General features: G+C 46.0%; 25 protein-coding genes. 12 read left to right on the top strand and 13 right to left on the bottom strand.

Annotated elements, in window-relative coordinates:
* The 3 genes from catA (at position 1) to PAE54_RS01500 (ending at position 2,538) form a co-directional block, all read left to right on the top strand.
* Entirely contained in the window at positions 1-921 is a 921-nt protein-coding gene (gene catA / locus PAE54_RS01490) for a catechol 1,2-dioxygenase (protein ID WP_326518146.1), read from the top strand.
* Between the two features lie 426 nt (positions 922-1,347).
* Entirely contained in the window at positions 1,348-1,881 is a 534-nt protein-coding gene (locus PAE54_RS01495; protein WP_326518147.1) for a lecithin retinol acyltransferase family protein, read from the top strand.
* Positions 1,882-1,896: 15 nt separating this feature from the next.
* Positions 1,897-2,538, top strand: a complete 642-nt coding sequence (locus PAE54_RS01500) for a glutathione S-transferase family protein (protein ID WP_326518148.1) — start codon at positions 1,897-1,899, stop codon at positions 2,536-2,538.
* Between the two features lie 74 nt (positions 2,539-2,612).
* Here PAE54_RS01500 and PAE54_RS01505 read toward each other — a convergent pair whose 3' ends face one another.
* On the bottom strand, positions 2,613-4,337 hold the full coding sequence (locus tag PAE54_RS01505; protein WP_326518149.1) for a glutamine--tRNA ligase/YqeY domain fusion protein: 1,725 nt from the start codon (positions 4,335-4,337) through the stop codon (positions 2,613-2,615).
* Positions 4,338-4,503: 166 nt separating this feature from the next.
* Here PAE54_RS01505 and PAE54_RS01510 point away from each other — a divergent pair, with 166 nt between their 5' ends.
* Both PAE54_RS01510 and PAE54_RS01515 read left to right on the top strand, forming a co-directional pair.
* Positions 4,504-5,013, top strand: coding sequence for a peptidylprolyl isomerase (locus PAE54_RS01510; protein WP_273779038.1), 510 nt, complete (start codon positions 4,504-4,506; stop codon positions 5,011-5,013).
* A gap of 18 nt (positions 5,014-5,031) precedes the next feature.
* On the top strand, positions 5,032-5,748 hold the full coding sequence (locus PAE54_RS01515; RefSeq protein WP_326518150.1) for a UDP-2,3-diacylglucosamine diphosphatase: 717 nt from the start codon (positions 5,032-5,034) through the stop codon (positions 5,746-5,748).
* 43 nt (positions 5,749-5,791) lie between these two features.
* Here the strand turns inward: PAE54_RS01515 and hpaI are convergent, their stop codons facing one another.
* Positions 5,792-6,586 (bottom strand): 4-hydroxy-2-oxoheptanedioate aldolase, encoded by a 795-nt coding sequence (gene hpaI, locus PAE54_RS01520; RefSeq protein ID WP_326518151.1) that lies wholly within the window; start codon positions 6,584-6,586, stop codon positions 5,792-5,794.
* Positions 6,587-6,856: 270 nt separating this feature from the next.
* On the opposite strand from hpaI, the gene nfsB reads away from it, so the two are divergent.
* Both nfsB and PAE54_RS01530 read left to right on the top strand, forming a co-directional pair.
* Positions 6,857-7,510, top strand: a complete 654-nt coding sequence (nfsB, locus tag PAE54_RS01525) for an oxygen-insensitive NAD(P)H nitroreductase (protein ID WP_326518152.1) — start codon at positions 6,857-6,859, stop codon at positions 7,508-7,510.
* A 97-nt stretch (positions 7,511-7,607) separates the two neighbouring features.
* Positions 7,608-7,805 carry a hypothetical protein gene (locus PAE54_RS01530; protein WP_326518153.1) on the top strand — a complete coding sequence of 66 codons (198 nt, stop codon included), beginning with the start codon at positions 7,608-7,610 and terminating at the stop codon, positions 7,803-7,805.
* An 8-nt stretch (positions 7,806-7,813) separates the two neighbouring features.
* Here the strand turns inward: PAE54_RS01530 and PAE54_RS01535 are convergent, their stop codons facing one another.
* From PAE54_RS01535 to PAE54_RS01550, 4 genes are all read right to left on the bottom strand, one after another.
* Positions 7,814-8,683, bottom strand: coding sequence for an EamA family transporter (locus PAE54_RS01535; protein WP_326518154.1), 870 nt, complete (start codon positions 8,681-8,683; stop codon positions 7,814-7,816).
* 88 nt (positions 8,684-8,771) lie between these two features.
* On the bottom strand, positions 8,772-9,809 hold the full coding sequence (gene fba, locus PAE54_RS01540; RefSeq protein WP_273779029.1) for a class II fructose-bisphosphate aldolase: 1,038 nt from the start codon (positions 9,807-9,809) through the stop codon (positions 8,772-8,774).
* Between the two features lie 129 nt (positions 9,810-9,938).
* Positions 9,939-10,217, bottom strand: coding sequence for a hypothetical protein (locus tag PAE54_RS01545; RefSeq protein ID WP_273779027.1), 279 nt, complete (start codon positions 10,215-10,217; stop codon positions 9,939-9,941).
* Between the two features lie 124 nt (positions 10,218-10,341).
* Positions 10,342-11,529: a phosphoglycerate kinase gene (locus PAE54_RS01550; RefSeq protein WP_326518155.1), complete on the bottom strand. Its 1,188-nt coding sequence runs from the start codon at positions 11,527-11,529 to the stop codon at positions 10,342-10,344.
* Positions 11,530-11,664: 135 nt separating this feature from the next.
* Between PAE54_RS01550 and PAE54_RS01555 the strand changes: the two genes are divergently transcribed.
* From PAE54_RS01555 to PAE54_RS01565, 3 genes are read left to right on the top strand one after another with little or no spacing between them, the layout of a single operon-like run.
* Positions 11,665-12,048, top strand: a complete 384-nt coding sequence (locus PAE54_RS01555) for a DUF2237 family protein (RefSeq protein WP_326518156.1) — start codon at positions 11,665-11,667, stop codon at positions 12,046-12,048.
* The gene (locus tag PAE54_RS01560; RefSeq protein WP_326518157.1) at positions 12,048-12,635 is read left to right on the top strand and encodes a Maf family protein; all 588 of its coding nucleotides are present in this window, start codon (positions 12,048-12,050) and stop codon (positions 12,633-12,635) included. The genes PAE54_RS01555 and PAE54_RS01560 overlap by 1 nt, the downstream gene beginning before the upstream one ends.
* A 25-nt stretch (positions 12,636-12,660) precedes the next feature.
* Positions 12,661-13,824 (top strand): ribosomal protein uL16 3-hydroxylase, encoded by a 1,164-nt coding sequence (locus PAE54_RS01565; RefSeq protein WP_326518158.1) that lies wholly within the window; start codon positions 12,661-12,663, stop codon positions 13,822-13,824.
* 68 nt (positions 13,825-13,892) lie between these two features.
* Here PAE54_RS01565 and PAE54_RS01570 read toward each other — a convergent pair whose 3' ends face one another.
* The 7 genes from PAE54_RS01570 to PAE54_RS01600 form a co-directional block, all read right to left on the bottom strand.
* Positions 13,893-14,921: an alpha/beta hydrolase gene (locus PAE54_RS01570; protein WP_326518159.1), complete on the bottom strand. Its 1,029-nt coding sequence runs from the start codon at positions 14,919-14,921 to the stop codon at positions 13,893-13,895.
* Positions 14,922-16,052, bottom strand: a complete 1,131-nt coding sequence (locus PAE54_RS01575) for a YdcF family protein (protein WP_326518160.1) — start codon at positions 16,050-16,052, stop codon at positions 14,922-14,924.
* 5 nt (positions 16,053-16,057) lie between these two features.
* On the bottom strand, positions 16,058-17,092 hold the full coding sequence (murB, locus tag PAE54_RS01580) for a UDP-N-acetylmuramate dehydrogenase (RefSeq protein ID WP_326518217.1): 1,035 nt from the start codon (positions 17,090-17,092) through the stop codon (positions 16,058-16,060).
* A 14-nt stretch (positions 17,093-17,106) separates the two neighbouring features.
* Positions 17,107-17,622, bottom strand: a complete 516-nt coding sequence (locus tag PAE54_RS01585; protein ID WP_326518161.1) for a low molecular weight protein-tyrosine-phosphatase — start codon at positions 17,620-17,622, stop codon at positions 17,107-17,109.
* A 222-nt stretch (positions 17,623-17,844) separates the two neighbouring features.
* Positions 17,845-19,929, bottom strand: coding sequence for a DNA polymerase III subunit gamma/tau (dnaX, locus tag PAE54_RS01590; protein WP_326518162.1), 2,085 nt, complete (start codon positions 19,927-19,929; stop codon positions 17,845-17,847).
* A gap of 244 nt (positions 19,930-20,173) precedes the next feature.
* Positions 20,174-21,031: a MaoC family dehydratase gene (locus PAE54_RS01595; protein WP_326518163.1), complete on the bottom strand. Its 858-nt coding sequence runs from the start codon at positions 21,029-21,031 to the stop codon at positions 20,174-20,176.
* Between the two features lie 77 nt (positions 21,032-21,108).
* Positions 21,109-22,500: a 3-oxoacyl-ACP reductase gene (locus tag PAE54_RS01600; protein WP_326518164.1), complete on the bottom strand. Its 1,392-nt coding sequence runs from the start codon at positions 22,498-22,500 to the stop codon at positions 21,109-21,111.
* A 244-nt stretch (positions 22,501-22,744) separates the two neighbouring features.
* Here PAE54_RS01600 and PAE54_RS01605 point away from each other — a divergent pair, with 244 nt between their 5' ends.
* Entirely contained in the window at positions 22,745-24,250 is a 1,506-nt protein-coding gene (locus tag PAE54_RS01605) for an acetyl-CoA C-acetyltransferase (RefSeq protein WP_326518165.1), read from the top strand.
* Positions 24,251-24,633: 383 nt separating this feature from the next.
* The gene (gene tal, locus PAE54_RS01610) at positions 24,634-25,623 is read left to right on the top strand and encodes a transaldolase (RefSeq protein ID WP_326518166.1); all 990 of its coding nucleotides are present in this window, start codon (positions 24,634-24,636) and stop codon (positions 25,621-25,623) included.
* The last annotated feature ends 150 nt before the right edge of the window (positions 25,624-25,773 follow it).

Below are 25,773 nucleotides of genomic sequence, written 5' to 3' on the forward strand. Positions count from 1 at the left end.
ATGGATCGTCAAGCGATTGAAAATTTAGTTAAAGCATGTAACGTAGACACTTCTGAAGGTCCAGTAGACGCGCGTTTACAACAAGTTGTTGTACGCCTAGTGACTGACTTCTACCAAGCAATCGAAGATCTTGATCTTAGCCAATCTGAAGTTTGGAAAGGTGTTGAAGCGATCATCGACATGGCGAAAGCTGATGAATTTGCTCTTTTAGGTTCTGCAATCGGCCTAGAACACTACCTTGACCTACGTGCTGATGAAGCTGATGCTAAAGCAGGCTTAACAGGTGGTACTCCACGTACAATCGAAGGTCCATTATATGTCGCTGGTGCACCTGAATCTGTAGGTTTCGCTCGTATGGATGACGGTACTGAAGAAGGTAAAATTGCAACGCTTATCATCGAAGGTAAAGTAACTGATACTGATGGTGAAGTGCTTTCTGGTGCTAAAGTTGAAATGTGGCATGCAAACAGCCACGGTAACTACTCGTTCTTCGACAAGTCTCAATCACACTTCAACCTTCGTCGTACGATCATTTCTGATGAAAACGGTAACTACACAGCGCAAACAACGATGCCTGTAGGTTACGGTTTGAACCCAGAAGGTCCGTTACAACAAATGTTGAACAAACTTTCTCGTCACGGTCAACGTCCTGCGCACGTGCACTACTTCATCTCTGCGCCAGGTCACCGTAAATTAACCACGCAGTTCAACATCGAAGGCGACAAATACCTTTGGGACGACTTCGCATTCGGTACGCGTGAAGGTCTAGTTGCAACTGCTGTTGACGTAACTGACGAAGCTGAAATCGCACGCCGTGGTTTGAAAGGTCCTTTCAAACACATCCAGTTCGACATCGTTCTTCAGAAAGACAAAGAAGGTGCTCCTTCTACTGAAGTTGAACGTCGTCGTGCAAGTGCATAACCAAATAAAACAATAACTTGATCATCCCGCTCTTGCACACGTTTTTCAAATCTTATTGAACAACGTGTGCACCGAGTTGTTTTACTTTTTGCAACAGAACAGTCCGTTCACTCTTGTTACAATCAGCTCGCTACTTTGTGCTCCTCAAATTAGCTCATGAATGACAATAGACTAAGATGGATAATTAACCCTCAGAATTCTCCATCTTGCTTTTTCCAGATATTCAAGCTTTGCTTTTTTACTTTTGCTTTCATGATTCTCTATAGACCTTGAGAGTGACCTATTGAAAAAAACCATAACAAATACGCAATTATGGGCAAATATTTCGACTATTTCTCTCTTTATGACCATCCAAAAACCAAGTTCTTCGTTATAATTTCAACGTCAATAAAATACACATGTAGACTTTATTGGATCAGCCGGAATATGCAACAGCGAGCAAAACGCTTTCCTCTCGGAGCTCATCTCATCGTCAAACATTTGGGCTATTCGCATCATGGCATTTATGCAGGTCGTGGTCGGGTAATCCATTATTCCGGTTTTGCCCATCTCTTCAAAAAGCATCCGATTGAAATCACCAGTCTGCAAAAATTTTCCCACGGCAAAAAAATTCTGGTACGTAGCTATGATCAGCCGAAATATAAAGGTCGTACAGTCATTCGGCGTATGCGTTCGCGCATGCATGAAAACAACTATCATCTAATCATCAACAACTGTGAACACTTGTGTTCTTGGGCCATTACCGGAGTAGAAAGTAGCCCCCAGGTGGTCAAAATGATGCACAGGTTAACAACGATTGGTTATGTCAGTTCACTGATGTCCTTTATGAATAGTGCCATACTCACCGTGACCACCACCTGTTTTGCCCTCGTGCTCTATATCAAGAAAAAACTGCGCGATAAAGCCAAGATGCAAATACCAACACACCTCTTGTTAAAAGAACAGCATCCGAAAAAATAAACTCAGGAGCAGCCAATGTATCAACTCTGGATTGGTGATAAAAATTTTTCTTCCTGGTCGTTACGTGTCTGGCTGCTAATGCGGGTCAAACAGATTCCTTTTCAGGAACAGATGTGTACTTTTAGCCCGCTGGATACCCGTACACAACGTTACCTCAGCTTTTCCCCAACGGGCAAAGTCCCGTGCTTGCATGACGGCAATACGGTGATCTGGGAATCTTTGGCGATTATCGAAACTCTGGCTGAGCACTATCCACATGTATTTCCAGCCTCTGCACAGGCGCGTTGCTGGTCTCGTTGTGCCATCGCCGAGATGCATGCCGGATTTCCCCATTTACGCCAAGACTGCCCAATGAACTGCACTCTGGATCAACCCTGCACTGGGCTTTCATCTGCACTGAAAAATGACCTAGAACGTATGGATGCTTTGTGGCAACAAGGTCTGGAGCGTTTTGGCGGTCCTTATCTGGCTGGGCCAGATTTTACCGCGGTAGATGCCTACTTTGCGCCAGTGGCTTTTCGGGCAAAAAGCTATCACTTACCCTTTTCCCAAGCTAGCCAACAATGGATCAAGCGGATGATCGCCTTGCCAGAAATGCAGCAATGGGCTGCGGATGCTAAACAAGAAATCTTGAGCCAAAAGCCCTGCATGGGGTGATCTGCTAGTCGACTAAATCAACCATAAAAAAAACCCAACAGCAGTTGGGTTTTTTTTATAAAGAATCCAAGCAATTACTTGCCCGGTTTAAAGCTGTCTTTTAAATCCAGAATACGGTTAAACACTGGTTTTTCTATGCTGTGATCATAACGATCCGCCACGAAATAACCTTCACGTTCAAACTGGAAGCGCTGTTCTGCAGCGGCTTCAGCCAACGCTGGCTCAACCACTGCCTGAACGACCTTTAATGAATCAGGGTTTAGATTCGCCAGGAAGTCATCCCCTGTTTCTGGATCTGCTTCATTAAACAAACGGTCATAAATACGCACTTCAGCAGTAATACCTTTGCTTGCCGATACCCAGTGAATCACGCCTTTAACCTTACGGCCTTCCGGATTTTTACCTAAAGTTTCTGGGTCGATTGAACATTTCAGCTCAACAATTTCACCATTTTCATCTTTCAGAATTTCATCACACTTGATCACATAGGCATGACGCAAACGCACTTCCCCACCCGGAATCAGGCGTTTAAAGCCTTTTGGTGGCTCTTCTTCAAAGTCTTTACGGTCGATGTAAATTTCACGTGTCAGCGGAATGATACGTTCGCCCATATCCACGTTTGGATGACGGGCATGGGGCAAGTCCATCTCTTCCGGTAAATTGGTCAGAGTCACTTTTAACGGATTCAACACGGCCATACCACGCGACGCGGTATTTTCCAGTGATTGACGGATACAGAACTCGAGCATGGCCACATCGACAATACCATCAGTTTTCGACACACCCACACGCTTACAGAAGTCGCGCAGACCTTCCGGGGTAAAACCGCGACGGCGCATACCCACCACGGTTGGCATACGTGGATCATCCCAACCTTGCACATGGCCACCTTCAACCAGCTTACGTAATTTACGCTTCGAGGTAATGGTGTAGTCGACATTGAGACGGCTAGATTCGTACTGGTGTGGTACTGCTGCTGATTTTACCTTTGCCACCACCCAGTCATAGAATGGACGGTGATCCTGGAATTCCAGCGTACATAAAGAGTGAGTAATGCCTTCAATCGCATCCGACAATGGATGGGCATAATCGTACATCGGGTAGATTTTCCACTTGTCGCCTGTCTGATGGTGAGTCGAATGCAAGACACGGTACAAAATCGGATCACGCATATGCACGTTTGGTGATGCCATATCAATCTTGGCACGTAAGACGGCTTTACCTTCACCTAGCTCACCGTTACGCATTTGTTCAAAACGCGCGAGGTTTTCCTCCACGCTTGCATCACGGTACGGCGAGTTTTTACCCGGCTCAACAAAATTACCACGGTTCAGTTTGATGTCTTCCGGGCTTTGCAAATCCACATAAGCGTCACCCTGTTCAATCAACTGGATCGCCCAGGCATACAACTGGTCAAAATAGCTGGAGGCGTAACGTGGCTCGCCATCCCACTGGAAACCTAACCATTTAACGTCATTAGCGATACCATCAACATATTCCTGTTCTTCTGCATCCGGGTTAGTATCATCAAAACGCAGGTTACATAAGCCCTTGAATTCTTCAGCAATACCGAAGTTCAAACAAATCGCTTTGACGTGACCAATATGCAAATAGCCATTCGGCTCTGGCGGGAAACGGGTAATGACTTTTTCAGTACGGCCCGCAGCCAAATCATCGGTAATCACCTGACGAATAAAGTCTAAGCCAGCCTGTTGTTCTTGCTGCGCAGCATCGACAGAGGCATTGTTATCTAGTGTCGGGTTCGTTGGCAGGGATGAAACAACATCATTCGGCTTCATAATCGATTGATCACTTCTTCAATAAAATTTGGAATAATTAAAACGCAAACTTTGATTTTTCACAAAGAAATTCACGTTTCTACTTGCCTTGTAGTTTACAGTTTGCTTATGCTTCTCTCAACCAAAAAACCCATGGCTTTACTGTCCATGTTTAGGAGATTGTCTAATGAGTTTTCCTCAAGTCGAATTAAACACCAATAAAGGTCGTATTGTTCTTGAACTGAACACTGAAAAAGCACCAAAAACTGCTGAGAACTTCCTGCAATACGTGCGTGATGGTTTTTATGACGGCGTCATTTTCCACCGTGTGATCGATGGCTTCATGATCCAAGGCGGTGGCATGGACGAAAACTTTAAAGAAAAAGCAACACGTGATTCAATCGAAAACGAAGCGGATAACGGTTTGAGCAACGATGTCGGTACGATCGCAATGGCACGTACCCAAGCACCACACTCAGCTTCTGCTCAGTTCTTCATTAACGTGAAAAACAACAGCTTCTTGAACCATACAGGCAAAACTGCTCAAGGCTGGGGCTATGCCGTATTTGGTAAAGTGGTTGAAGGTATGGACGTCGTGAATGAAATCAAAGGCGTGCGTACAGGTAACCGTGGTTACCATGCAGATGTTCCACTAGAAAATGTGGTGATCGAATCTGCTAAAATCATCTCTGAGTAATCCATACCGAGTGATTTTGTGACCTATCTGTTTATCTCAGATCTACATTTGTCACCTGAACACCCTCGACTTGTTCGAGGGTTTTTAGATTTATTGACACACTATCAGCAGCAACAGACCCAACTGTACATTTTGGGTGACTGGTTTAATGCCTGGATTGGCGATGACTATTCTGCACCCTGGCTAGATGAAATCATTACGGCTTTACAACACTTTACTCAAGCGGGTAATCAGATTTTTTTCTTGGTCGGTAACCGTGATTTCGCTTTACATCACGTGTTTTTAAACAAATTTCAAGGGCAACTGTTGCCCGAAATCACCACGTTAAACATCGCTGGTCAAACGATACGTCTTGAACACGGCGACTTGCTGTGTACCGATGATGTGTCCTATCAGCGCTTTCGTAAAATTATCCGTAACCCCCTATTACTTACCCTATTACGCAAAACTCCGTTAAGCTTCCGTCGCCAACTGGCTAGCGGTTTCCGCAAAAAAAGCCATGCAGCACAACAATTCAAAAGTTATGAGGTGATGGATGTCAATCCTCAAGCAGTGGCCACAGCCCTGGAAAATGTAGATGTGCTCATTCATGGCCATACCCATCGTCCCGCGATTCATACCATGGTCAACAAACAGCGTATTGTGCTGGGGGATTGGCGTGAGCATGAAGCGCAAATTCTGGAGATCGATCCGGAACAGCCCGCAGCATTACAGTTAAAAAAATGGTCATACTAATCTCAGTATGACCTTCGCTAAAAACTGATGGCATCCAGCAGAATTAATAGCCACCTTGTGGCGGTGAAACGTCCTCATTTTCTTTGTATTTGGCCAATAACTGACGTAAGGATTGCATCAGCACACTGGTATCAACACCCACCGCGACAAATTCGGTGCCGAGTTCAATATATTTTTGTGTGATCTCATGCGAGGTAGACAAAATTCCTGCCGCCTTACCCGCTGCACGAATCCGTTGAATGGCATCCACGACTGCTTTTTGTACTTCCGGATGGTTAGGATCTCCCTGAAAACCCATCGTTGCCGACAAATCCACTGCACCAATAAAAACACCATCAATGCCATCCACTTTTAAAATATCATCCAGATTTTGCAATCCGGTGACCGATTCAATCTGAATCAGCAAACAGATATTTTCATGCGCAGTGGCATAATAGTCCGGAATACTGTTCCAACGGGTTGCCCGTGCCAATGCGGCTCCAACCCCACGGATACCTTCTGGCGGATAACGTACCGCTTTCACCATCAGTTCGGCCTGTTCCACAGTTTCCACCATCGGAATCAACAGTGTTTGTGCACCAATATCTAAAAGCTGCTTGATCAGCTGTACGCTGCCAATCGGTGGACGTACCACTGCTTGGGACGGATACGCTGCAATACTTTGCAATTGTGACAAGGTGGTTCTAAGATCACTAGGTGCATGTTCACCATCGATCAATAGCCAGTCAAATCCCGCATTCGCGGCGATTTCGGTGCCATAGGCATCCGCCAATCCCACCCATAAGCCAATCTGCTGTTGGGTTTTTAATTTTCTCTTAAAATAATTGGTATGATCCAAGCAAAAATCCCTCGCAAATATCGTCTTTTTGAGTCGGTCGTAGCATGATTTATCTATACGTCTTTTTAAGGCCAAACACCAATAGATAGATTCAATGACTTAAGCGATTTTATTGATAAGCACATCGTTTCAAAGTACAAGAAATAGTTCAACTTTATTCGATATTCGCATTATCATCCTTAAAGTGAAAGACTGTTCATCGAAATCAGCTGACACACGGCTGGTTTTCACACATGTTTTATTATTCTCCTGATGATTAGGTAAAAAATCATGGATCTACTCAATATTGCACAAAGCCGTTATACGACTAAAGCGTACAATCCAGAGAAAAAAATTCCTCAACAACAATTTGAAGCTTTACTCGAAGTCCTCCGTTTTACGCCATCGTCTATCAATATCCAGCCGTGGCATTTTTTAGTGGCAGACAATGACGCCGCGAAACAGCGTATTGCAAAATCACTGGTGGGCCGTTATGCCTACAATGCACCTAAAGTACTAGATTCATCACATACCATTGTGTTCTGTACTCGTACAGATATCAGCGAAGACTATCTCGATACCCTGTTACAGAATGATGAGCAGAGCGGTCGTTTTAAAGATGAAAAAGCCAAGCAAGGCCAAAAAGACAGTCGTATCGGTTATGTGAATTTCTACCGTGACGAAAAAGGCGATTTGCAAGGCTGGATGGAAAACCAAACCTTTATTGCCCTTGGTCATCTGCTCCTAGCGGCAGGGATTGAAGGGATTGATGCAACGCCGATTGGTGGCTTTGATGAAAACATCCTGAATACTGAGTTTGATTTGGCCAGCAAGGGCTTAAAAAGCTCTGTCATCATGACCTTAGGCTATCGCAGTGACAATGATTTTAATGCCCAGCTGCCTAAATCACGTTTGCCTGCTGAACAAATTTTTACACACCTGTAACATGTCCTTACCGCAAAGGGCGGATCGCCCTTTGTGCTGACTTATTATTTTCATAATACTGCTCTATCGTAACTCTAAAAAGAAGGAGCATCTTAAAATGGCATTAAACACAAAATTCCCAATGAAATTTATCTGTCCACTGTGTCAGCGTATTTATCTGTTCAGATTTAAAAATGATGTGGTGTTCTACCCTGCCTGTCCTTTATGTACCAAACCGGGCACACTGTTGGGATTGTCTAGCCGACTTGATCTGTTTCGCTATCCCAAAGCGTTTTTAAAAACCTACTTGGTGTAAATCTGTAGTCAGGCAGGCAATGACATGGCAAAGGTTAGGCAAAATATCGCTGCCACCCCCAGGATCAAGCCTAATGTACTCGTCAGACTTAAACGTTCTTTAAAAAATACCAGTCCCGCACCAACACCTGATAAAACCACCAGAAGATTCATCCCGGCAAAGACCAGTGCAGGAGTAGCTTTAAACAACATATGGGCTTTGACATACAAGGCGATATTGGCAAAATTCACGATGCCTAAACCCAACCCGGCCAGAATACTTTGATGGTTCCAATGATGCTTTTTGCTTAGGCTAATATAAGTGCTCGCAAACAGCCAGGCACAGATAAAAATCAAGTTCAATGCCAAACTAAATTGCAGTCCTAGACTGGTAGTATATTTCAATAGAACATCAATCAGTGCATATCCCAACCAGACCACCAATAACGGCCGGATCGCTGCATATTTCGCCCCATGATCTATGAGTTGTGTCGTTTTACCCAACAGAATCAATAAGACACCTGCGATTCCTAAAACAATACCGAGTAGTTTGAACAGGTTGAACTGCTCCTGAAAAATTAGGAAAGCCGCCAACAATGACCACACGACTGATAAGCGCTGGGCAATTTCGGTCTTCAGAATCCCCGCGTTCTGCAATGCTTGTGATAAGGCCACAAAAACACCTGGCAATAATAAACCCAAAGCCACAATCAACCACCATGGTGTCTCGACGACGGATAAATGCTGGAAGTCGGGTTCAAACCAGAAATAAGCTAACAGACTGGCGGAGATATAGTTACAGGCAATCATCTGTAGGGTATCGAAACCCTGTGTTTTACAGACTTTGAGCAAAATTGAGACCAGTACACTACACAGTGCAGCAGCAAAGATGAGTTCCATAAAACGATGTGCTTCTTTTAAATCAAAAACATAGAAAAAGCCCACTCAAGGTGGGCTTTCACATTTTTCGCAATGGCTTACAAGTCCATTACTTGTAGCGTTCGACCATTTTCTCAAGAGAGATTGGACGAATCTTGTCGGCATTGCCGGCTGTACCAAACGCTTCATAACGGTCAATACAGATTTGTTTCATTGCATCGACAGTTTTCGCAAAGAATTTACGTGGATCAAATTCGCTTGGATTCTCTGCCATAAAGCGGCGCATTGCACCTGTAGAAGCTAAACGCAAGTCAGTGTCGATATTGATTTTACGTACACCGTGCTTGATCGCTTCGACCAGTTGCTCAACCGGAACACCATAAGTTTCCTTGATTTCACCACCGTACTGGTTAATCACAGCTAGCCATTCTTGTGGCACTGAACTTGAACCGTGCATCACAAGATGGGTATTTGGGAGTGCTGCGTGAATTTCTTTAATGCGGTCAATCGCCAAGATATCGCCTGTAGGTGGACGAGTAAACTTGTACGCACCGTGTGAAGTGCCTACCGCAATCGCTAAAGCGTCGACATTGGTGTCTGCCACGAAGCTACGTGCTTCTTCAACAGAAGTCAAAAGTTGAGAATGGTCAAGTACACCTTCTGCACCCACACCATCTTCTTCACCGGCCATACCTGTTTCAAGAGAACCCAGGCAACCGATCTCACCTTCTACAGATACGCCACACGCATGTGCCATTTGTACGACACGGCGAGTCACATCGACATTGTATTCATAAGAGGTTGGTGTCTTACCATCTTCACCCAAAGAACCATCCATCATGACTGAGCTAAAGCCCAACTGGATCGAACGTTGACATACGTCAGGGCTAGTACCGTGGTCTTGATGCATCACCACTGGAATGTGTGGCCATTCTTCAATTGCCGCTTCAATCAAGTGGCGTAAGAATGGAGCACCTGCGTATTTACGGGCACCTGCTGATGCTTGAACAATAACAGGTGAGTTAGTTGCATCCGCAGCTAACATGATTGCGCGCATTTGTTCTAAGTTGTTTACGTTAAAAGCTGGTACGCCGTAGTGATGTTCTGCAGCGTGATCCAAGAGCTGGCGCATTGAGATAAGAGCCATAATATCCTCCCAGGTAATGCGGCATATTCTACCTTGTCATTTATTTCAATTCAGCAACAAATCACAGGATTTATTAAAAAACCCCGCAGTTGCGGGGTTTTTTAATAAAACTCAAACAATTATTGAGTTTTATTTGATGGCGCTAATCGCAGCAGCATCTTTTTCATCAGCTGGAGTCGCAACTTCTGCTGGCGCATTGGCTTCTTCAGCAGTCAGGTCAGTATTTTTTTCATCCATCACTGGCTTATCGATCGCATCGATTGCCGCTTGTTGCTCTGGGGTCACTTTTTCATCAGCTGGTGCAGCTGTTTGAGTTTGTTCAGCCGCAGGCGCTTCTTCTTTCTTAGAACAAGCAGTTAAAGCCAATGGCGCGATCAATAAAGCTGCTAGTGTAAGTTTTAACTTCATCACATTTTCCCACAACAGGTGATTTATTGATGACAATTGTATTTCATACATATGACATTTTTGTGACCAGACCATAAAAAAATAGGCTGATTCAAATCAGCCTATTTTCAATCGCTTAGAGCAATTAAGCGCGTTCAAGCAAAACGGCTACAGCCGGAAGAGTTTTACCTTCGACAAACTCGAGGAAAGCTCCACCACCGGTAGAGATATAGCCAATCTTGTTAGCCACGTCATATTTATCAATCGCAGCTAAAGTATCCCCGCCCCCTGCAATTGAGAAACCTTCTGATTCAGCAATCGCGAGAGAAAGTGCTTTAGTACCCTCACCGAATTGATCCACTTCAAAGACACCTACTGGGCCATTCCACAAAATAGTTTTTGAAGTTTTCAAAATTTCTGCAAAAGCTTGTGCAGTTTCTGGACCTACATCCAGAATCATGTCATTTTCAGACACATCGGCCACATTCTTGATCACGGCTTTCGCATTCGCCAATGAACCCAAGAAATCTTCAAAATTGATTTCAGCGGCATCTGCAACCACAACATCTGTTGGTAATGGTACAGAAACTTTCGCTGCAATTTGTTTTGCTGTGTCGACCAGATCAGCTTCGTATAAAGATTTACCGACATTGTAACCCGCCGCTGCAAGGAAGGTATTGGCGATACCACCACCCACAATCAGCTGGTCACAAATGGTTGAAAGTGAGGTCAAAACATCGAGTTTGGTCGACACTTTAGAACCTGCCACAATCGCCACCATTGGTTTTTCTGGTGTTTTCAAAGCACGGCCGAGGGCATCTAGCTCAGCTGCAAGCAATGGACCCGCTGCTGCGACTTTGGCAAAACGAGCCACGCCTTCAGTAGACGCTTCAGCACGGTGAGCAGTACCAAACGCATCCATCACAAACACGTCGCACAGTGCTGCATATTTTTGTGCCAATTCAGGATTGTTTTTCTTTTCACCTGGGTTGAAACGCACGTTTTCCAACAACACGACTTGACCAGGCTGAACGTCTACACCATTAAGATAGTCTGTAAACAATTTCACGTCCTGACCCAAGGCTTCAGTCAAGTAAGCAGCAACAGGTGCAAGTGATTGTTCAGGTTTTGGTTCACCTTCAACTGGACGACCCAAGTGTGAGAACACCATCACTGCAGCGCCTTGTGCCAATGCTGCTTTGATGGTGGGTAAAGCGGCACGTAAACGTGCATCACTGGTAATCACACCATTTTTAACTGGCACGTTAAGGTCTTCACGAATAAGGACACGCTTACCAGCCAAATCAAGGTCAGTCATACGCTGAAAGTTCATGTAATGCTCTCTTTATAGATTTGAAAACGGCCCGATTTTAAATGATTCTCCTAAAAAAGGTTAGTTTCTTTTGCAAAAAGCTGCCTAAAGTAGAAGATTTGATTATGATAGCCAAAAAGACTTGTATATGAATTTATGTCTATTCATCCAAAACCAGAATTGAACCGTCTCAACGTACTTGGTGAACCTCTCGCAAGCTGTTGTTTTGACCCGATTACCGGCTATTTCCGCAACGGTTTTTGCCATACTGCACCGACCGATCTCGGCCAGCACACCGTTTGTGCGCAGATGACGTCTGAATTCCTGAACTTCTCGCAAAAGGCCGGCAATGATCTGATTACTCCATTACCGGAGATTGATTTTCCGGGTCTGGCTCCTGGAGATTTCTGGTGCATCTGCGTCACACGCTGGGTTGAAGCCTATCAGGCCGGTGTTGCACCTCCCGTGAAAATCCAGGCCTGCCATCAGACAGTCCTAAGCTATGTTCCGCTCGATGTACTAATGGATTTTGCTGTCTGATGCACGAAATTATTCTGGCCTCCAGTAGCAGCACACGCCGGGCATTGATGGATCGTTTGCAATTGCCTTACCGTTGCGTTGCTCCCGAAATTGATGAGTCTGCTCAGGGTGAAAATCATGCGGATGATCTGGCTAAACGTCTGGCCTTTCAAAAGGCGCAGGTCATTGCAAATGCTCATCCTGAGGCGATTGTCATCGGATCTGATCAGGTGGCTTGGCGTGAACATCAACCCGATGTATTTATTGGCAAACCACTGAGCGTTGCCAATGCAATTGCGCAGCTACAGGCCAATTCCGGCAAGACGGTGTATTTCAGTACGGCGCTGAGTGTGCAGCAACAGTCCAGTGGATTTGCACAAACTCTGGTCGAACATTTTTCGGTACAATTCCGTTCCCTTTCACTAGCTGAAATTGAACGATATGTAGCACTGGATCAACCGTTACACTGTGCGGGCAGTTTTAAATGTGAAAGTCTCGGCATCAGCCTGTTTCAACAAATGAACGGAGCCGATCAGACCACATTGATGGGTCTGCCGATGATTCAACTGTGCAACATTTTGCGCCAGCTTGGCCTCCAAATTCCGTAATTCATAAACTCTATAGGGAATATCCATGTCACAACCTCTTGATGTTCTGGGTAGCATCACAGCTGAACAGTTTCTGGCTGAATATTGGCAAAAAAAACCGTTACTGGTCCGTAATGCCATGCCTGAAATCGCTGGGATTCTTGAACCGGCCGATGTGATGGAACTGGCACTTGAAGAACATGTCAGCGCACGTTTAATCAGACAAAAAGACAAAGATCCAAACCAGTGGTCGGTAAAATCCTCTCCTCTGATCAAAGGCGATTTCCAGAAACTGCCAAAACTGTGGACCCTGTTGGTTCAAGCGGTAGATCATTATTCTTTAGACCTTGCTGAATTATGGAAAAAATTCCCCTTTATTCCACAATGGCGCCGCGATGACATCATGGTGTCTTATGCACCAAAAGGCGGTTCAGTCGGCAAGCATTTCGACTTTTATGATGTTTTTCTGGTACAAGGCTATGGCCAACGTCGCTGGCAGCTCGGCCAGATGTGCGATGCAGACACCGACTTTGTACCGAAACAGCCATTGAAGCTGCTGCCTGATATGGACGTTCATTTTGATGAAGTACTGAATCCAGGTGATCTACTGTATGTACCCCCAGGTCTGGCACACTATGGTGTCGCAGAAAATGACTGCCTAACCTTCTCTTTTGGTTTCCGCATGCCGAATGTCGCGACGATGATGGATCGGGTCAGCGATAAATTTGCCGACAATGCCCTACTGAAAAATCCGCTGAGTGATATTCTGCGCAATCAGGCCACACCGATCGGTGAAATGACCCGTACAGAACTGGATTATTTAAAAACCACCTTACTTAACTATCTGAACAATGCGCCGGAAATTGATGACGCCATCATGAGCCTGATGTCTGAACCAAAGTATCCGGATAATATTCCTGAAGCGGATGAAATTGCTGCAGGTGATCTGGCGGAAATTCTGGATCAAGGCTACAAGCTTATGCTAGAGCCAGCTTCAAGACTACTTTACAGCTTTGAAGACGAACAGTTACTGTTCTGGGCAAATGGTGAAGGCATTTGTATTGATGTCGAGTTTGAAGCACGCCTAAAACGTCTGGCAGATGGTGAAACCTTAAGCCTCGATGCAAGTTTCAGTGAAACCGAACTAGAAGATGTGGCCCAGCTACTCAGTGATTCGATCTTGATGCTATTACCACCTGACGAAGAATAATTTTTCTCAATCAAAAAATCCCGAAGCAAGCTTCGGGATTTTTTTAAGCCCAATCAACCCGGCCTGAATTAATAATAATTGCCATACTGTTTGGCATGTAAAAATGCCGGAATCAGTCCCGTCAGTGCCGCACGAATATCAGCACGTTCATTGATCAGTTGGTGCGAGCCTTCTTCGAGCATCAATAAGGTCTGCAGACGGAACTTGGTGCGGATAAATTCAATGTTGTAACGCCAATCCACCGTTTCATCCAAGGCGCCTTGTGCCATCCAGACCGGGATGCGGCACGCGGGCCGGCGCTCCATTTCCAACATCCATTTTGACATGGCCAAAATCCAATCCATGCCCATCATGCGCGGCTGTAATGGATCTTTCAGACGAATAAAACGTAAAAATTCCGGATTGTGATTATTACGGCGAAAATGCCGTGGTACCTGACGCCGGATACGACGGATAATGCCCAAACCAATCGAGTTATGCCACCAGGCAGTTTTGGCCGGACGAATCAATGGTGAAAGCAGCAACACACGTCCGACAATTGGATTCTGGCGTTTCTCGGCATACTCCAGCAAATGATGCATCCAGATCGCTCCGCCGGTACTCTGTCCGATGCCCAGCCAAGGTTGAGGTAACTGATCGGCATGTTTCACATAATGATGAACTGCCTGTAGCACCTGCTGATAGTGATCAAAGCTTTGGATACTGGCAGGTGAACCGTCACTCAAACCATGCCCAGGCAGATCATAGGTAAGAACACTAAAGCCCTGCTCCAGTAATTCCTGAATCATCGGCTGATAGATACCACTATGTTCCAAATAGCCATGCAATAAACAAACTGTACCTGAAATTTTTTCTGTTTTCGGCTGAAATACTTGTACGTGCAACCGAAACAACGGCATTTGCACATAACCTTGCCAATGTTCGCAGTCCAGCAACTGTAAACCATATAGATGGCGGTAAGCCTGAATCTCCACCGAAGGCTGATAAGGCCGATTCAGATTCAGCGGCTCCAAAAGCTGGGAGGTAATTTCACGGCTTGGAATAGGTAAATCGAGCTGTTTGAGGACACTCGGATTTAAAAATGGAATATCCGACATTTAAGGTACCTCCCGGCAATCACTTGAGCCAAACAGCACATCCCGAATCGTAGCCAGTAATTCATAATTGGCGCGACGGCTATGATCATAATTCTGCTCACTTGGACGCCAGCGTGTCAATTGAGTTGGCATTGGTGCTTCCACAGGAATCGTTTCAATGCCATTCAAGGCAAACAAACGGCGTGTACGTGGCATATGATAGCGGTCAGTGATCAGGATGACGGTCGGTGCTCCGCCTTTTTTCTGTAACAATAGCGAACTAAACCGGCTATTTTCACAGGTATTCATGCTGCGGTTTTCCAGCAGTTTGGCATCCACATGACGTTCTTTCAACCAAGCCTGCATAAAAGGTGCTTCCACACCACTCAATACGATCGGCAGCTGGTTTTTCCGTTCAACTTCTAGGGTTTTTTCCAGACGTAAGCGGGTATAGTTATTCACCACGATATCTTTCTGGTTTGCTGCCAGTGTTAAGCCTCCACCCAAAACCACAATTGCATAAGGTTGTGAGAGAACCGGTTTTTCCTGTTTCTGGCTATTCTGATTCTGCAGAAGGGCAATTTCCTGTTGCAATTCCGGATCGACAACTGGTTCAGAAATGGCTTCAACAGGATGCGTACGTAAAAATTTCAGGTAACGTTTCATCAAGGCCTGATTTTCACGACTGTCGAGCTGCATCAGTTCACGCATCGCCTGTGCAGGATCATTTTCTTCTGACGAAGCCTCTTGTTGGTCCTTGTCTTGCAACAGCGGAATATTGGGCTCATCTTCATCGTTACGTTCGGCTTGCTGTTCCTGAATGATCTGTTGCAAGGCTTTGTAACGCTGCTGTAGCACCATCAGATCTTCCGCTTTTTCGCTCTGCATGGCTTGCTCCATCAGCTCCAGATAAGCTTGTCGGGCAATCCATAAATTTGAACCAGGTTCCAGCGTATCATGCTCGCTTAGAGCGGCCATCTGTTGACTTTTTGCGGCCACTTGGTCGACTTCAACCGGTACAAAACTATTGAGCAGTTTTACCACAAGTTGGGAATAAAACGGAGAATAGATAAACAGCATCAATACGCCCAAGAGCCCGAACAATACGGCAACCATTCGGACCAATCGAACCATTCTCGGCGCTTTTGACATTGCGTTTATCCCGTATGCGACTGAATTAAACCCATCTGATTAAAGAGTACGGGCTCAGGCTCGAGGTGAATGTTAAATTTCTGTAGCACGTCCTGCTGAACCGCATGATAGGTCGCCTGTACATCAGCCAGCGTCGCCTGACCATAATTGACTAAAACCAAGGCCTGTTTATGGAACATGCCCACTGCTCCTAAACGTTTTCCTTTCCAGCCCGCCTGATCAATCAGCCAACCCGCGGCAATTTTCACATCGCCATTCGGCTGTGGATAATGAGACAGATTCGGAAATTGGCAAGCCAAACGTTCATACGCTACCGCAGTAATTACCGGATTTTTAAAGAAACTGCCGACATTCGGATATTCTTTCGGATCAGGTAGTTTGCTTTGACGAATTTGGATCACCTGCTGTTGCAGATTCTCTGCGCTGAGATTTTCTCCAACGGCCTGTTTTAAATCGCCATAATTCAGTTTAAAGCTTGGGTTTTTTAATAATTTAAAGCTAACCTGGGTGATGATATAACGGTTCGGTTCATCTTTAAAAATACTATGCCGATAGCTGAAATGACAATCTGCGGCAGCAATCTGTTTAAAACACTGCTCATTTCGATCATACACCGAAACATGCTCAATAAATTCGCCCGCTTCTACGCCATAGGCGCCAATATTTTGTACCGGAGAAGCTCCGACTAATCCGGGAATAAGCGCCAGATTTTGCAGACCATACAACTGCTGTGTGGTCGTAAACAAGACAAAATCATGCCAGACCTCACCCGCTCCTACTGTCAAGGTTTTGGTCTGTGCATCTTCAGCCGTCACTTCAATGCCATGAATCGCCATATGCAAGACCAATGCCTGAATTTTTTCTGGCAACAGCATATTGCTGCCGCCAGAGAGCACCAACACATTCAGATCATGTTGCTGGGCGAATGTAAGGGCTGGAATCAGCTCTTCAGGCTGGTGAATTTGACAATAGTGTGATGCGAGAGCAGGCAGATTTAAGGTATTAAATGCTTGAAGTTGGACGTTTTGTTGGATTTTTATCACGTGAAAAACCTTTAGCTACGCTGCTGCATGTGTAATTTTAAAACATTGACCCAAGCCAGACTACTCGACTCACACTGGTCGAGTACCCGCTCAAAGCCGTCTTCCCCACCATAATACGGATCGGGTAAGGCATGTTGTGGATAGTACGGATCATGTTCGCTCATCAAGGCAATCTGGGCACGCACCTGTGCATGTCCAAATTCCACCAAGGCACTTTGCAACAAGGCTTGTATATCCAGCAAGTTTTGTTCATCCATCGCTAAAATCAGGTCAAATTCGACAAAATCGTTGAGCTGGATTTGGCGTGCTCGCAAGGCGGAGAGATCATAGCCACGTTTTTGTGCATGATGCTGACTGCGTGGATCAGGAGCTTTATTCGGATGGTAATTACTGGTTCCGGCTGAATCGACCAGCACATTCAGTTGATGTGCATCACAATAGTGCCTTAAGATCACTTCTGCCGTGGGAGAACGGCAAATATTGCCTAAACAGACACATAACACCTTGTAGGGCGTTGCGGATGACATAACAACCTCAGCACGTGTTTATGATGAAAGATCTGTATGTTAAGTGATTTAGCGTATGAATCCTATAGACCGCTCATAGAATAATCTTCAATTTATCCTGCACAATCAACATCTGTAAAGATTATGTAAAACACCAGAAACCCTTGCAAACCCAATGACACTACCTTTGTGTATACTGTAGATCACGGGGTTGATCACCTATAAACTTAGCGGATCACGCGTTTATGGTTTGAGTTGAATATTCTGGATTTCAGCATCAAAAAGTTCGATCAACTTCTGTACTGCAGGTTCCTGTTGCAACAGTTCGGCAGCACGTTGGTAGGCTTTCTCTTTACGCACATTTTGCATCATGTACGGCGTCGTTTGTTCCAAAGTACCGTACTGCACGCTAAAGCGAGTCTCCGGCCATTGAACGGCTAAAGCATCTTGTAGACTTTGCTGCTGCTGTGATAACAGGTTTTCATATTCCTGCGGGATATGAAACACGGATACTCCATTAATTTCACCGCTCATTACACCCTGTTGTGCCAGTTCTTGCAAGGCCGGTGACAGGTCACTGTTTCTAAACCAGTATTCCCACTTCTCCACCGTCCATTCACCATTCAGCTCTTGTGGAGCGAGCTGCAAGATTTGTTGCGGTAACAGTTCTGATTTTTCTGAACTAGATGCAGATACTGAAACCTCTGTCTCGATTTGTGGTTGCTGATCCAGCGGATGAGTATTCGGCAATTCTGCTTCAACAACATTAGGTGTGGCAGCAAATAAATCAGCGACAGGTTCAACAGCCGAAGATTGATCTTCTAGAGATTGAACAGGGGAAAAATCTTGCGGTACTTGCTGCTCCAAAGGTGCAGACTCAGAATGTCCAATCGGCTGCAAGGCTTCTGGAGCCAACCAGAAATCCTCTGTGTCCTCTGCGACTGCAGAATGCTCCAAGACGGGTGGATTATTCTGATCAGATGGCATCACATCAAAGTCAATCAAACCATCTGGTGCATCTGGATCAAAACTGATCACCTGTGCTGGTGGTTGATCTGGAATGGATACTCCCTCAGAAACGGTTGGCGGAATGGAATCAGCAAAATTTTCATCACTCTTGATCGGTGCTTCAATTTGCTCTACTTCGCCTGTTGAGTCTGGGGCCGGTGCTGTCTCAGCAGTTACCGTTTCGGTTGGAACAGGGGCTTGAGTGCTCTGCTCTGTGACCAGCATTTCATTGGGTTGTAAAGGTCTGAATGCCAGCAATCGCAGTACACACATCTCAAAACCCTGTTCCTGAGTTACAGCGAGTTGCAGTTCGCTACGTCCCTTACAGGCAATCTGGTAGTACAGCTGTAAATCCTGTGCCGAGATCAGCTGTGCCAGCTGACGGATTTTTTTATTGATTTCTTCGCTGTATTTCAGACTGAGATCCGGCAAATACTGCATCAAGGCCAGCTCATGCAAGGTCGAAATCAGCTGATCCAAAACCAGTGACACGTCGAGCGCTTGTTGACGGAATTGCATGAGCAACTGGCTAACCCGCTGCTGCTGGTTCTGATGAATCGCCAAAATCAGATCATAAATAATGCTGCGATCAATCAGGCCGAGCATTTCTTTAACATCCTGATGATGAACCTCTCCCTGACCATAGGCAATCGCCTGATCGGTCAGCGACAATGCATCACGTAAGGAACCTTGCGCTGATTCGGCAATCTGCCAGATCGCATCTTGATCAGCCACAATCTGCTCTTTGGCCAGAATCTGGGTCAAGTGCTCAGTAATTTCATCAACCGCCAACGGACGCAAAGTAAATTGCAGACAGCGTGAAATCACGGTAATCGGCAGCTTTTGTGGATCGGTGGTCGCGAACAGGAATTTTACATGTTCCGGCGGTTCTTCCAGCGTTTTCAGTAACGCATTAAAAGAATGCGTAGACAGCATGTGCACTTCGTCGATCAAATAAACCTTGAAACGACCTTGCGTCGGCGCATAAGGTACGTTGTCGAGCAGCTCACGTGTATCTTCGACTTTGGTTCTTGAGGCAGCATCAATCTCGATCAGGTCAATAAAACGGCCTTCGTTCACCGCCTTACAGGTCGAGCAGACTTCACAAGGCGTTGAGGTAACTCCAGTTTCGCAGTTCAGGCATTTGGCCAAGATACGGGCAATGGTGGTTTTGCCGACGCCACGTGTCCCGGTAAACAGGTAAGCATGATGCAAACGTCCCCGCTCCAAGGCACTGGTCAATGCACGTGAAACGTGATTTTGTCCGACAAGTTCATTGAAATTGCGAGGGCGATATTTTCGCGCAAGTACCTGATACATGGATGCTCCTTTTTACAGGCCTAAGCATACTGTGTTTTAGGTGTGGAGTGAATGCTTTGTCTTTTATTGTCAGCAAATTGAATAGGGATGCATCCCATAGATGGATTTGCTCAGATCCAGCCCATGATGGGGAGCAGACAGATGTTACATCATCCCCGTTTTCGACCCAAAGAATAGACCATTGAGCTTTAGAGTTGGATGAAAAAGCCCCGACCAGCTGTCAGGGCATTCGGTACAATACAGCTCACAAGGCTTGCAATACACCGGTCATATGCGGCTTTTTCGATTGAGCATTACGGATTAAAAAGTCCGTTTGTTGCCCTTGCTGGCAGGTCATAAGCTCAACTGTTGACGGTAAATACATCGGCAATTTAAAAGTAACTTCGGCCTGATAGGTATCCGGTAAAGCAAGGCTGGCCAATGCACGCGCTTTGCTCCACATCCCGTGAGCAATGGCACGCTTAAAACCAAAGGCTTTGGCGGTAAACGCATGCAAATGAATCAGGTTGAAATCCCTAGAGATCAGGGCATAACGGCGTCCGGTATTTTCTGCAACTGACCATTGTTCTTGCAGTACATAATCTGGTTGAACGGTATCGGCTTTCTTTTGTATTGACCCTGTAGCATGCTGTTTTTGTCGCGACAGATAGGTACTCACGCCCTGCATCACGATTTCTTCAGCCACTTTCGCGGTAATTTTAAAATCGAATTCGATGCCTTTGTCATGCGGCCGAGATTCGGCAAATTCACAGGACAGGCTTAGGCTTTCATGCCGATTGATCTTACGTTTCTGGCTAATCTGATTGTGGATATGCACCAAACCTAACACCGCAAATGGAAAATCTTCCTGGGTCATCATGTGCATTTGCAAGCTTTGCGCCAAAACCGCCAGGTAAATCGCCGGCACGGATTCATCCTGAGCAAAACCACAAATTTCCTGGTAATCCTGCAAGTGTTGCGGATCGATCTGCAAACTTTCGACCACATATTGCAGCTCAGGCAGTGCCAGCTGTGCTGACTTTTTTTTACGGATCAAGCCTTGGATAATTTTTGGATAGGCCAGATAAGGTTTAGGCAATTGGTCAAAATGGCGAATGTTCATGGTTGTCCTTTTTTTAAAAGCTCGAAATGATACGAGCGAGAATCACCGATTCCCGCGTGTTCTCTTATTTTGAAGTCCTATGCGCCTAATAAGCTCTGTCCACAAACGCGCACAATATTGCCATTCACTCCCGCAGAGGCAGGACTGGCAAACCAGGCGATGGTTTCGGCCACATCAACCGGCAATCCCCCTTGGTTCATCGAGTTCATGCGACGTCCAATTTCACGCGTAGCAAATGGAATGGCGGCGGTCATCTGGGTTTCAATAAATCCAGGTGCAACAGCATTAATGGTGATGCCATTACTCAACACAGGCGCAGTATATTTAACCAACCCAATGACTCCGGCTTTTGACGTGGCATAGTTGGTTTGACCAATATTGCCCGCAATCCCAGAAATGGAAGACACACAGACAATCCGCGCATTGGCGTTGAATCCGGTATGATTTAGCAAATAATCATTAATCCGCTCAGCTGCAGCGAGATTGATGTTTAACACCAAATCCCATTGTTCAGGCTGCATATTGGCCAACAGTTTATCTCGGGTAATACCGGCATTGTGTACCAGAATATCCAGCCCCCCGAATTCGGCAGCGGCTGCCTGAATTTTTTCACCTGCATCGCCTGCGGTAATATCTAGTGCCAAGGTCGATCCACCAATCTCATTCGCCACCCGGTCCAGATCAGCCTGCTGTGCCGGAACATCCAGACAGATCACATGCGCACCATCGCGTGCCAGCACATGGGCAATCGCTTCACCAATGCCCCGGCTCGCCCCCGTTACAACCGCGGTTTTACCGGCGAGCGGTTTGGCCCAGTCCAGTTCTACAGCTTCTGCTGCTGTCACCCGAATCACCTGTCCAGATACATAGGCAGAACGTGGCGAAAGCAAGAAGCGCAAGGTTGATTCCAGATTTTCAGTAGCCGCTGGATCTGCATAGACCAATTGCACCGCGATGCCCCTTTTCACTTCTTTGCCCAGTGATTTCACAAACCCTTCTATCGCGCGCTGTGCAATCGCCTGTTGCACACTGGGTGCCGTCTCCGGCGTTAATCCCAGAATAATCACCCGCCCTGAAGCCTGAATCTGACGGGCCAGCGGATGAAAAAACGCATACAGGGCTTTCAGCTGATCCGTGTTCTGGATACCCGAAGCATCAAAGACTAATGCCTTAAAACGGGGTTCTTTGTTTTCAGGCTGATAACAGCCCAGATTTAGCCCCACGCTTGCAGCAGCTTGTTGTAATTCAGGATGATTGGCACTGTAACTGTTGGCATGAATATTACTGAGCACCTGGGCAATGGCAGCAGAAAAAAGACCGGCAGGTGCCGCACCCAGTAAAACCGGGCCTTTAATGACCGGTGTGGCAGATTCAAATCGTTCAAGGAATGTCGGTGCTGGCAATCCCAGATTGCGGATTACCAGTTTACCAATCGTGGATCTTGCAAAAGTTTGATATTGATCGGTCATAGTTGTTATCTCTAATTGGCAAGAAAGTACTGTCAGATCTTATATTGCGAGGTGATGTTCGACTGAGCTGAGCCTAGGTTACCCCAATAGATCTATCATATAAGATCATTCATGATACTGGAGTTACATTCACGATATCTTGACCTAAACACTACACGCACTGTCAGTGAAGTCAATTCTGCTGCCGCCAAAGTATGTTATGGTAAGCGGCAATAATAACCTCAAACATGCTTGGAAAAGCTTTATGAGCAAAACAACACCCGAGAATTCAGTACCCACTATCAGCACACAACAACCATTGTCAGATCGGCCAAAACGCAGCCGCCGCAGCAAGAACAGTGATCAGTACACAGAGGTAACGACTACAGCGGTCACGCCCGCACGCAAACGTACTCCAAGACCTAAAACAAGTAGCCCAAAAACAATAAATTCACCTCAAGCACAACAAACATCATCACAGGATACAAATATGAGTCAAACTACCATTCGTCGCGTTGCCATTCTGGGGGGTAACCGTATTCCTTTCGCCCGTTCTAATGGTCCATATTTCACTGCATCGAATAGTGACATGCTGACTGCAGCACTGAATGGTCTGGTTGAACGGTTTAATTTGCAGGGGCATCGTCTCGGTGAAGTAGTGGCCGGTGCCGTGCTCAAGCATAGCCGTGATTTTAATATGACCCGCGAATGTGTGCTGGATACCGAACTGGCTGCCGAAACCCCCGCTTATGATTTGCAACAGGCTTGTGGAACTGGTTTGCAAGCAGCTTTTCTGGTCGCCAATAAAATTGCGCTCGGCCAGATTGAGGTCGGCATTGCCGGAGGGGTTGATACTACGTCGGATGCACCTTTGGCTTTGGGTGATGGTCTGCGGAAGGTTCTGTTACAGCTGAATGTGGCTAAAACGGCTAAAGAACGGATTCAGGCACTCAGCAAACTCAATCTAAAAAAACTGATGGATGCTCCTCGCAACGGTGAACCACGTACAGGTCTTTCCATGGGTGAGCATCAGGCCATTACTGCGCTGGAATGGGGAATTTCCCGTGAAGCACAGGATGAACTAGCGGCTGCCAGCCATCAGAAACTGGCGGCTGCTTATGAAGCTGGTTTCTTTGATGACCTGATCACGCCGTTTATGGGACTGGAACGTGACCAGAATTTGCGCCCTGATTCTACGCTAGAAAAACTGGCCAAGCTGAAACCGGTGTTTGGTAAAGGTGAAGCCGCCACCATGACCGCAGGCAACTCGACGCCACTGACGGACGGTGCATCCTGTGTCCTGCTCGCCTCAGAAGAATGGGCCAAAGCCAACGGCCACGAAGTGTTGGCTTATCTGACTTTCTCGGAAACTGCGGCCGTTGATTTTGTGGGTAAAAAAGAAGGCCTACTCATGGCACCGGCGTATGCAGTACCTCGCATGTTACAACGTGCCAATTTGACGCTACAGGATTTTGACTATTATGAAATCCATGAAGCCTTTGCTTCACAGGTTTTATCGACGCTTAAAGCCTGGGAAGATCCAATCTTCTGTAAAGAACGTCTAGGACTGGATGCCCCTTTAGGCGCCATTGACCGCAGCAAACTAAATATTCATGGTTCCTCACTTGCCGCTGGGCATCCTTTTGCGGCAACCGGTGGACGTATCTTGGCGACTGCTGCGAAAATCCTGCATCAAAAAGGTTCAGGACGTGCGCTCATTTCAATCTGTGCCGCCGGTGGTCAGGGCGTCGTCGCGATTATTGAAAAATAAGCCAAATATCCTTTTACTTATACCAGCAAGCACCTAACCGGGTGCTTGTTTTATATCGACATCTGCTTGCGGATTCAGCCCAGGCATCGTGACAAGGTGTATTGCCCTTTTTCTTCTCCGCTACGGATCCATCGCATACGCGGCTTCGCTGTCCATCCACCTTGAGCTCTAAAGCTGTTGGCGCTTCCATGATCTTCTTCATCAACATGAAGATTGCCCTATTCCAAATGCATGGGCAGGCATTGTTCGTTTTTTGATTGATCAGATGCAGAATCAAAGAAAAAATAACATTTTTACAAATTGATTTACTATATAGCCCTTGGGTTCGCAGCAAATTATGCGTTATAACTGAATGTAGAAACATTCAAAGCAAGAACTAAACAATGACATTATCTGCACTCGACCAATTAAAAAATTTAACCACTGTGGTGGCTGATAGTAGCGATTTAGAAGCGATCCGCCAGTTCCGTCCTTTGGATGCAACCACCAACCCTTCATTGATTACGGCAGCGGCAGCGCAACCGGAAAATAAAGCCCTGATTGAGGCGGCGTTCGAACAGGCCCATGCGGAAAATTATGAAAATGGAGAACTGATCGAACGTGCGATTGATATTCTGACCGTGAAATTCGGGGTGGAAATTTTAAAATTAATCGAAGGACGCGTATCGACTGAAGTGGATGCCAGCCTTTCTTATGACACTGCGGCCACTGTTGCCAAAGCCAAGGAACTGCTGCATCTCTATCAATCTTATGGCATTGCCAAAGAGCGTGTACTGATCAAAATCGCCTCCACTTGGGAAGGCATCCAAGCGGCTCGATTGCTGGAAATCGAAGGCATCCATTGCAACCTCACCTTATTGTTTGGTTTACATCAGGCACAGGCCTGTGCAGACGCCAAAGTCACCCTGATTTCGCCCTTCGTTGGTCGTATTCTCGATTGGTATAAAAAAGCTGAAAATGTGAGCAGCTACCCGATTGACAAAGACCCAGGCGTACAATCAGTCAAACAGATCTATAATTATTACAAACAACAAGGTATTCACACTCAAGTGATGGGCGCCAGCTTCCGTAGCATTGATCAGGTCTTGGGCTTAGCCGGTTGTGACCTACTGACCATTGCCCCAGCCTTACTGGAACAATTGGAACAGGATCAGCGTGAAGTAACAGCCGCCCTCAGTGTGACAGCAGCGCAACAGGCGTCTGTCATCGAACGTCCGGTACAAGATGAGCAGAGCTTTAAGGCTGAAGTAGAGCATGACCTGATGGCGGCGCAATTGTTACAAAGCGGGATTGATGGTTTCATCAAGGCACGTGAACAGTTACATGCGCTATTACGCCAGTCTTTCGGACTAGATGAAGAAATCAAAGCTTAACTATTTACCTGACAACCACAAGGCCAATTCTATGGATACACAGAATTGGCTTTTTTATTGAACTCAATCCAGCTGGATTTGCATTACTATTGCCAAGACCAATCATTCTGGCAAAAGAACAAGAAACCGATTCATCCTCTGGCGCTTTAA

It is taken from the genome of Acinetobacter minutum (assembly GCF_035916735.1).
GTDB lineage: Bacteria > Pseudomonadota > Gammaproteobacteria > Pseudomonadales > Moraxellaceae > Acinetobacter.

What these genes read in the sequence shown, in the direction of transcription:
- catA (WP_326518146.1), top strand. Translation starts at nt 1, where the DNA reads ATGGATCGTCAAGCGATTGAAAATTTAGTTAAAGCATGTAACGTAGAC.
- PAE54_RS01495 (WP_326518147.1), top strand. Translation starts at nt 1,348, where the DNA reads ATGCAACAGCGAGCAAAACGCTTTCCTCTCGGAGCTCATCTCATCGTC.
- PAE54_RS01500 (WP_326518148.1), top strand. Translation starts at nt 1,897, where the DNA reads ATGTATCAACTCTGGATTGGTGATAAAAATTTTTCTTCCTGGTCGTTA.
- PAE54_RS01505 (WP_326518149.1), bottom strand. Translation starts at nt 4,337, where the DNA reads ATGAAGCCGAATGATGTTGTTTCATCCCTGCCAACGAACCCGACACTA.
- PAE54_RS01510 (WP_273779038.1), top strand. Translation starts at nt 4,504, where the DNA reads ATGAGTTTTCCTCAAGTCGAATTAAACACCAATAAAGGTCGTATTGTT.
- nfsB (WP_326518152.1), top strand. Translation starts at nt 6,857, where the DNA reads ATGGATCTACTCAATATTGCACAAAGCCGTTATACGACTAAAGCGTAC.
- PAE54_RS01530 (WP_326518153.1), top strand. Translation starts at nt 7,608, where the DNA reads ATGGCATTAAACACAAAATTCCCAATGAAATTTATCTGTCCACTGTGT.
- PAE54_RS01535 (WP_326518154.1), bottom strand. Translation starts at nt 8,683, where the DNA reads ATGGAACTCATCTTTGCTGCTGCACTGTGTAGTGTACTGGTCTCAATT.
- fba (WP_273779029.1), bottom strand. Translation starts at nt 9,809, where the DNA reads ATGGCTCTTATCTCAATGCGCCAGCTCTTGGATCACGCTGCAGAACAT.
- PAE54_RS01545 (WP_273779027.1), bottom strand. Translation starts at nt 10,217, where the DNA reads ATGAAGTTAAAACTTACACTAGCAGCTTTATTGATCGCGCCATTGGCT.
- PAE54_RS01550 (WP_326518155.1), bottom strand. Translation starts at nt 11,529, where the DNA reads ATGAACTTTCAGCGTATGACTGACCTTGATTTGGCTGGTAAGCGTGTC.
- PAE54_RS01555 (WP_326518156.1), top strand. Translation starts at nt 11,665, where the DNA reads ATGTCTATTCATCCAAAACCAGAATTGAACCGTCTCAACGTACTTGGT.
- PAE54_RS01560 (WP_326518157.1), top strand. Translation starts at nt 12,048, where the DNA reads ATGCACGAAATTATTCTGGCCTCCAGTAGCAGCACACGCCGGGCATTG.
- PAE54_RS01565 (WP_326518158.1), top strand. Translation starts at nt 12,661, where the DNA reads ATGTCACAACCTCTTGATGTTCTGGGTAGCATCACAGCTGAACAGTTT.
- PAE54_RS01570 (WP_326518159.1), bottom strand. Translation starts at nt 14,921, where the DNA reads ATGTCGGATATTCCATTTTTAAATCCGAGTGTCCTCAAACAGCTCGAT.
- PAE54_RS01575 (WP_326518160.1), bottom strand. Translation starts at nt 16,052, where the DNA reads ATGTCAAAAGCGCCGAGAATGGTTCGATTGGTCCGAATGGTTGCCGTA.
- PAE54_RS01585 (WP_326518161.1), bottom strand. Translation starts at nt 17,622, where the DNA reads ATGTCATCCGCAACGCCCTACAAGGTGTTATGTGTCTGTTTAGGCAAT.
- dnaX (WP_326518162.1), bottom strand. Translation starts at nt 19,929, where the DNA reads ATGTATCAGGTACTTGCGCGAAAATATCGCCCTCGCAATTTCAATGAA.
- PAE54_RS01595 (WP_326518163.1), bottom strand. Translation starts at nt 21,031, where the DNA reads ATGAACATTCGCCATTTTGACCAATTGCCTAAACCTTATCTGGCCTAT.
- PAE54_RS01600 (WP_326518164.1), bottom strand. Translation starts at nt 22,500, where the DNA reads ATGACCGATCAATATCAAACTTTTGCAAGATCCACGATTGGTAAACTG.
- PAE54_RS01605 (WP_326518165.1), top strand. Translation starts at nt 22,745, where the DNA reads ATGAGCAAAACAACACCCGAGAATTCAGTACCCACTATCAGCACACAA.
- tal (WP_326518166.1), top strand. Translation starts at nt 24,634, where the DNA reads ATGACATTATCTGCACTCGACCAATTAAAAAATTTAACCACTGTGGTG.